4 protein-coding genes are annotated in these 3,961 nt (G+C 36.4%); all 4 read left to right on the top strand.

What is annotated here, in order from left to right; genetic code table 11:
- Positions 1 to 2,507: polymorphic toxin type 44 domain-containing protein (locus LI114_RS13110; RefSeq protein WP_227221044.1), on the top strand; the 2,507-nt coding region annotated here is incomplete at its 5' end.
- Positions 2,491 to 2,895, top strand: a complete 405-nt coding sequence (locus tag LI114_RS13105; RefSeq protein ID WP_022287682.1) for a hypothetical protein — start codon at positions 2,491 to 2,493, stop codon at positions 2,893 to 2,895. The genes LI114_RS13110 and LI114_RS13105, both read left to right, overlap by 17 nt.
- Positions 2,896 to 3,267: 372 nt before the next feature.
- Entirely contained in the window at positions 3,268 to 3,486 is a 219-nt protein-coding gene (locus tag LI114_RS13100) for a hypothetical protein (RefSeq protein ID WP_147338992.1), read from the top strand.
- 266 nt (positions 3,487 to 3,752) lie between these two features.
- A partial coding sequence (locus tag LI114_RS13095; RefSeq protein WP_227221043.1) for a transposase occupies positions 3,753 to 3,961 on the top strand: 209 nt, incomplete at its 3' end.

Genomic DNA, 3,961 nt, shown 5'->3' with positions numbered 1-3,961 from the left:
TGAAAGGCGGAGAAGAAGTGAATGATTATCACACCGACCCGTTGAATCCGGATACGGACAGGGACGGTTTGCCGGATGGGGATGAGCCGCATATCGGGCTTGATCCGAGTGATCCTGAGACGTTTGAAGTACCTGACGCAGATTTTGTTTTTGAGCAAAGTATTCCTGCGGAGAGCAAGGCTCTGGAGGATATTAATACAGAGGATAACGCTTACGAGTTGACAGTAGAATTCAAATCTTCGGGCTATGCGGTAAACAGCGCAGAGATCAAGCAGTCGCCGTACTCGAATGCGATAAAAAACGACGCAGTTCTCGGAAAAAGTGTAGAAATCTCTTACGAAAGCACTTGCAAAGTTGACGAATGTGTGCTATACTATAAGATAAAGGATAATTATACCAATAATATAAGTGATAAGTATACAGCATATACGGAGGAGCTTGACGGTATAAAGCGTTTGCAGGCATTCAGATTTGATGAAGATCTGCATATGCTGCTTCCTGTGGAAACTACATATGATTTAGAAAACAATACCGTCATTTGCGAGGCAAGCGAACTGGGAACGTATTGTCTGATGGATATTGAAATGTGGCTGGATAGTCTGGGATTTGAGGTTGAAGAACCGGAGATTGCGGTGATGGCGTTAGCCGAAACAGTCACAGAAGAATTTATTGAAAGTAGCATGATAAAAGCAAACTATAATGGACATACCTATGGAATTTGCTCGGTTTCCGGCTATGACTGGGACAGCGCAGAGGATATCTGCGAGGCGCTCGGCGGACATCTGGTAACAATAAACGATTCTGACGAGCAATGTTTCATTGAAGAAAAACTGCTTTCAAAGGGTACGAAAAATTCTTATTGGATAGGCGGACAGTACACCTCAAGTGGCTGGAGATGGCTTACTGGAGAAGATTTCAGCGCATATACCAAATGGACTCCGACACAGCCGGATAATTATCTCGGACAAGAAGATAAGCTGATGATGTACAGAAATACAAATCCGCTGTGCACGTCGGGAACATTCGGCTACTGGAATGATTTAAATAATGACGGAACATGCAATGGTGAGGCATTTTTCGGACTGAATAATTTTGGATTTATATACGAAAAAGATAGCTACAAACCAAAAACATACTATATAGTTATCGGAAACAACTTCAAAAAACTCACACTGGTATCACCTCTAAAAAGAGGAGCATGGACAAACAGCGATACCGACAGTTTGACGGATTGGCAGGAGTTTGACAGCAGGAACAGTATGCTTGCATGGGATTCGGATAATGAACCTGTGCTGCCCACTTTGAAAACTGTGCTGAAATTAAAAGGTGACGTCAAGATATCGAATGAACTGACAAGGGAATTAAACGGTTTAGATGATTATCTTGATGTTGTGAGGGTTGCGCCGTTTTTGAGTGATCCTACGGTGGAGGATACGGATGGGGATAATCTATTAGATAATTTTGATCCAAAACCAAAATCCGTCAATAATAATGGCGCAGTCATGAAAGAACTGTCAATAGAAAGAATTTATAATGCATATATGCTGCATTTAGAAGACAATGTTTCAGAAGTATATGATATATATACGGCTACAGGAAAAGATAGCGAAATGAGCTGGGAAGAATTTATTGAATTTTATAGTGGTGTCGTTGATTTTAATTTTTCCTTAAAGAACGCTAGCGAAACAGAGTTGAAAATAACAACATTACAAAGATGTTTGGAATATTTAGGCTTTTTGGATATGGGAGGGTCGGCGTATGGTGCAATGGGGGGAGCAACTCAGTCGGCAATTCAAAATTTTCAGCTTAATTATGGATTGAATATTTCCGAACAAGTTGAATTTTACGGTAAGTGGTTTATAGAAATTGATGATATAACATATTTGACCATCGCTAATGTTGCTGCTAATCATGGATTCTATGTTGGTGACAAACCTGTTGAAGCACATACAGAATATAAAATGCTTTGTAATTTAACTGCAGAAGGCTATGGTAAAACATTTTTTGATTATATTCCGAGTGTGGTTCCGATATTAAATATTGAACAAATCAACAATGATATTTCAATCTATAGTGATATTAACGGCAAATTTGATACTGTATACTATTTAGATTATACGGAACCATTAAAGAACATTATAACAGATATGACAAATGCAGCGGAAAGCTTTATATACTATCCTTCATTTAACGGATATGTTCAATTCTATACCAATGTTAATCATGGAGGAATTTGGGATGTGAAAGTACGGGAAAGTTGGAATAATACGATATCAACTATTCATTATTTTTCTCAGGGTTTCAAATTTGTATATAATGATATTATTATGAATTCTGAAAACTTAGGAAATTATCTATATGGCTGTACTGGTCATGCTACAGGATTTACTTTAAATATCTTATATAAAGGAAGCGGATATGCCGCTAGTACTGGTAATACTATTGATAATCAGGATGACTTAGATTTCATCAAAAGGGGATATGATTATTATGATGAAATATGTTAAATATGTATTGATGAGTTTCATATATGCTCTTTTGTTTAATTTAACTGCATATTTAGGAGCAGGGATAGCTTCTGTTATTTCTATATTTATTTTTTTTATTATTTATGCAGCGGTACAGTTGGCTTTTTTTGTTAAGTTAAGCAGCCATAATATAAAAATATATTGTTTGGGTGTTATATTGACCATTTGTTTTTCTGTTATAATCGGTTATATATTTTACGATACTGATTTTTTTATTCATATATTTATGGCTTTCAACGGTGATTATGGAACACCTAATGCAGGAAGCGGCTTCGGTATGATTCTAAGTTATAGTCTTAATGGGATAGCATTACTTTGTTCAATTCTAATTGGTATATATAATATACTGACTAATCGACAGCAATAAGTCTAAATAGTTCAATCTAAGTTAGGTGGTATAGAGCAGCCTCAATATTTACAGAGTTATTATATTTTTTCTGCTCATTTTTTGTGAATAATTTTAATTAATGTAGGTGTCTGGGTTCAGCAATATTTTATACATATCATAACTAGGAGGAATTGTAGTGAAAAAAATAGCATAGTAGCTGTTATATTTACATTGATTGTTTCTATGTTTTTATCTTCACGAAACATTGTATATGCGACAGAAGATAAAGCAAGGGCGATAACAATTCATATGCAAGGACTATCTGATGAGGCGTATTATGTTGATCTTCTTGTAAAGATTAAAACTTCTGATCCGGTATACACTGATTTCAACAGCAAAATGCCAAAATAAATGGTTTTGATAAAATGGTTTATTACAAATCCGGCCACAGCTTTTCCAGGAACTAATTTTTCTACTACAGGATGTGTCGGAGAAACGGAGATTGCAACTGATTGGTGGTATTCGATTGGTGATGCTGATTCTGCAATGAGCATGCATTGTGCAAAAAATAGAAATGGTTATATTGCAACTATAACATATAATTTAATTGATTTCTATGATTGGGAGTAAGGCTCTCCTCTTCGAGGCGGTCTTGTTACTGATGGAGAGATGTATGAATTACATGAAGCAGGAATGGCAAGAGAATATAAATCTGTTGGAACTTATACAAGGGTCATTACTTGGAACAAAGGAGGTCGAATGAATGAATCAATTCTTTGGTAAGTTAAAAAACTGCAATCATTCTAATTGTTTTATTGATTGACCCTCTGAAAAAAAGTCTGTAAAAAGTCAGTCAACTGTGATATAATAAAAATAACACAGGAGGCTGATTTTTTATGGCAAGAAGAAAAAGAGAACCAATGAGCGAGGGGAAGAAGAATATCATCGCAGAACTGATCGAGGAGTATGATATCAGGACAGCAAAGGATATAGAGGATGCTCTCAGGGATTTGATGGGCGGCACTATACAGGAAATGCTTGAGGCAGAGCTGGATGAACACTTAGGGTACAGTTCATATGAACGCTCGGACAACTCCAATTACCG

The sequence above is a fragment of the Ruminococcus sp. 210702-SL.1.03 genome (assembly GCF_020559915.1).
Lineage (GTDB): Bacteria > Bacillota > Clostridia > Oscillospirales > Ruminococcaceae > YE71.
The sequence above is the reverse complement of the archived record's forward strand: the minus strand, read 5'-3'. Positions and strand labels throughout refer to the sequence as shown.

Excerpts from the sequence above, each read along its gene's own strand:
- LI114_RS13105 (WP_022287682.1), top strand. The coding sequence starts at position 2,491 with ATGATGAAATATGTTAAATATGTATTGATGAGTTTCATATATGCTCTT.
- LI114_RS13100 (WP_147338992.1), top strand. The coding sequence starts at position 3,268 with ATGGTTTTGATAAAATGGTTTATTACAAATCCGGCCACAGCTTTTCCA.